We start from the raw sequence: 2,940 nt of genomic DNA, 5'->3' as shown, positions 1-2,940 counted from the left end.
ACTTCGGGAAACCCATCATCACGAACCCGAGCAGGACCACCAGCGCCCTGGAGTGGCTCAAGAATGACCTCGGCGCGGGAGGGGTGACAGTCAGCAACGAATTCACCCCGACGATACGGCCAGCAGACGGCATTGACGGGGCTACCGGCAAGCCCCGCGGTATTGATGGGCCGGAGCAGAAGCCTCGTGGTGTTGATGGTCCGGAGGAAAGGCCCCGTGGTGTTGACGGGCCGGGAAGCGTTACTCCTGGCGAGAAGACGGAGGTTCTGGATCCCTTTGATCCGGACCGTAAGGGTGCGCTGCTTCCCAACGTGAGATATCGTGCGAGTGCACCCGGCACGAACCACCGGTACGTGTATGAAACGAACGCTGACGGTCTGATCGAGCGGGTCACCGTCGCGAACCTGTTTTTGAAAACCGCACGTAAGCGGTTCAGGAATATGCGCCTCACCCCGGGTAGGCTCCGTGGTGACGATGCCGGTCACCTGATCGCCGACATGTTCGACGGCAGCCCCGCCTTGGAAAATCTCGTCAGCCAAGCCAAGTCGGTGAACCGGGGCGCAGGATCGAAATGGACCGCCATGGAACGCGACTGGCGAGATGCTCTCACCGACGTCCCACCACGCACGGTCACTAATATCGAAATCAAGGTTCTCTACGACGACACCAACCGACCAACCGCCTTCGAGATCGAGTACGAAATCGACGGGAAGCCATCCAGGGCAAATATTCCGAATCCCCTACCCTATGAATAGCAATGGGAGCCAATATGAACAACGAATCAAATTTTGAGCGGTTGTCGCAGATCCAGGAAGAAATCATTGACTTTACCTTGGGGCAGGTGGGTGATGATGTCGAGAAGCTTTATATTCAGGGTAAAGTCTCTGACGATGATCTCGGCAATATTACCAGCGTTCAAGGGCAACTGGACTATGCGATCGTGGACGGCAAGGTGGTTGACAACATAAAAGTTGTGACCAAAGAAGAGTATCGCGAGAATTCAAGATATATTCTCCCTCGAATTGAAGAGCTGCATAACTTGCTTATCGCCCTTCAGGGTAAATCTCCAGTGCGATTTCGTTGGGTGGTAGACACCCGAACCGGCATGGTCGAGAGCGACTGGACGTACTACGACAACCTGACTGACGAAGAGAAAAAGGACGACTTCTGGCAGAACTGGAAAGGCGACTTCGCGTGGAAAGCGCAGCTTGAGGCCGAGCTCGCCGGCGAGTAAGACCAGGAGGATCTTGCGTTCGATCGCGAAGACTCAACAGGAGACGTGGGCCGCGTATGAGGCCACGGATCCGGGGTTCGGTCAGGTGAAAAACCTCGTGGCGGAGTTGAACCGGGTTGTGGCAAACCTGGGGAGTCTGACTGTCGGGCAGGGACGCTCCTACCTCCCGGGGAGCTTTAACCTCACGCTCGGGAGGCTGGGGGGCTGACGGGGGGTGGAATATTGCGAGCAGAATCGGGAGGTCGCATCCGCTGGGTGGAGGGCTCTGTTCTCGGGGTATGTCGCTGATGTGACCGCGGAGGCGGAGTGGAAGCGGACAGAAGACGCTCTCTGGGGCTTGATGTGGGATGGGTTGCAGGTCGTCGCGGGCGCCGTGGTCACCGCCGTCGGGATCGGTGCGGCCCCGTTCACGGGTGGTCTGTCTCTGGGATTTAGTGCCCTGGGCGGTTCGCTGATGGTCGGCGGGGTGAACAGTGCCATCAATCACGTCACCATCGCGACGGTCGGTATGGAGGGCAATGGAACGGGCCTGGGAAGATGCTCTCCGTGGCGTCCCCCCACGCGCCGTCACTGATATCGAGATCAAGGTTCTTTACGACGGCGGCAAACGACCAATAAGTTTGGATGTTCGATATAAAATCGACGGCGAACCTGACGGCGACAATTTCCCAAACCCCGTACAAAATATTGATGAGGGAACTGTAATGAACAACGAGAATAGTTTCGAACGGCTGGCGGAGATCCAAGACGAGATTCTTATCTTCAGCATGGAGCAGGTCGGTGATAAAGTCGACAAGTTCTACGTGCAAGGTAAAATCACGGACGACAGTCGTGGAAATGTCACAGGCGTCGAGGGTAACATCAGGACTGTCATTGTCGGCGGTCGCGTCCTCGACGTCTCTGCTGTCCTGGATGATGCCGAGTTCTATGAGAATGTCGCTTTCGTCAGGCCGCGAATCACGGAACTGCACGACATCCTCCGTATCCTGCAGGGTAAATCCCCAGTGCGGTTTCGCTGGGCGGTGGACACCACAGCGGGCACTGCTGAGGGTGATTGGACATACTACGATGATCTCTCTGACGAGGAGAAGAAGGACAACTTCTGGAGGTTCTGGAAGGGTGACGAAGCTTGGACGGCGCAGCTTGAGGCTGAGCTAGCCGGCGAGTAAAACCAAGAGGATTTTGCGTCTGATTGTGAAGTGTCAGCGGGAGACGCGGATCGAATCAGCGCGGGTGCGACGTTGGCGTTCGCGGGGCTGGGTGGGTCGTTGATTGTGGGGGGTGTGAACAGCGCGATTAACGACGCGTCGATTGCGTCGACCGGTGAGGGGTTGAATCTGGCCGGGATGGCCAGCGATCAGGTGGGCCGGTGGTATGACGTCACTGTGATGCGGCCGGCGGTTGAGTCCGGGTCGTGGGCGGGGCAGCTCGTCGCTGGTGTCGGGTCTGGCGTGGGGCAGCTGGTCAGCGGTGCGGCGCAGATGAATTTGCGTGACACGGGGCGTGGGATCGAGGCCCTCGTCTTCGATGAGGACGTGCGTCACCAGGCGTGGCAGCAGGTTACGACGCTCGTTGACGAGGTTCGCGCGGGGAACCCGGTGGTGATCGGACGAGCGTGTCAAATGGTGTGTGTAAGGGGTGGGTCTCCTTACGGGAGGAGTGACATTGTTGGCTATTGATAGGGCGTCGCGTGAAGAGCGACGTAA

5 protein-coding genes are annotated in these 2,940 nt (G+C 58.0%); all 5 read left to right on the top strand.

The window, feature by feature from the left end:
- Nucleotides 1-755: DNA/RNA non-specific endonuclease (locus B0H03_RS15960; RefSeq protein WP_207774264.1), on the top strand; the 755-nt coding region annotated here is incomplete at its 5' end.
- A 14-nt stretch (nt 756-769) separates the two neighbouring features.
- The gene (locus B0H03_RS15955) at nt 770-1,234 is read left to right on the top strand and encodes a hypothetical protein (RefSeq protein WP_127844040.1); all 465 of its coding nucleotides are present in this window, start codon (nt 770-772) and stop codon (nt 1,232-1,234) included.
- 289 nt (nt 1,235-1,523) lie between these two features.
- The gene (locus B0H03_RS16975) at nt 1,524-1,808 is read left to right on the top strand and encodes a hypothetical protein (RefSeq protein WP_160487421.1); all 285 of its coding nucleotides are present in this window, start codon (nt 1,524-1,526) and stop codon (nt 1,806-1,808) included.
- The gene (locus B0H03_RS15940) at nt 1,753-2,403 is read left to right on the top strand and encodes a hypothetical protein (RefSeq protein ID WP_127844039.1); all 651 of its coding nucleotides are present in this window, start codon (nt 1,753-1,755) and stop codon (nt 2,401-2,403) included. The genes B0H03_RS16975 and B0H03_RS15940 overlap by 56 nt, the downstream gene beginning before the upstream one ends.
- Nucleotides 2,404-2,517: 114 nt before the next feature.
- Complete coding sequence (locus B0H03_RS15935; protein WP_127844038.1) at nt 2,518-2,913, top strand: hypothetical protein; 396 nt, start codon at nt 2,518-2,520, stop codon at nt 2,911-2,913.
- Nucleotides 2,914-2,940: the final 27 nt, after the last annotated feature.

The sequence above is a fragment of the Rathayibacter iranicus NCPPB 2253 = VKM Ac-1602 genome (assembly GCF_003149025.1).
GTDB classification, from domain to species: Bacteria; Actinomycetota; Actinomycetes; order Actinomycetales; family Microbacteriaceae; genus Rathayibacter; species Rathayibacter iranicus.
The sequence above is the reverse complement of the archived record's forward strand: the minus strand, read 5'-3'. Positions and strand labels throughout refer to the sequence as shown.

Bases quoted from the DNA above. Each gene is read 5' to 3' on its own strand.
- B0H03_RS15955 (WP_127844040.1), top strand. From the start codon at position 770: ATGAACAACGAATCAAATTTTGAGCGGTTGTCGCAGATCCAGGAAGAA.
- B0H03_RS15940 (WP_127844039.1), top strand. From the start codon at position 1,753: ATGGAACGGGCCTGGGAAGATGCTCTCCGTGGCGTCCCCCCACGCGCC.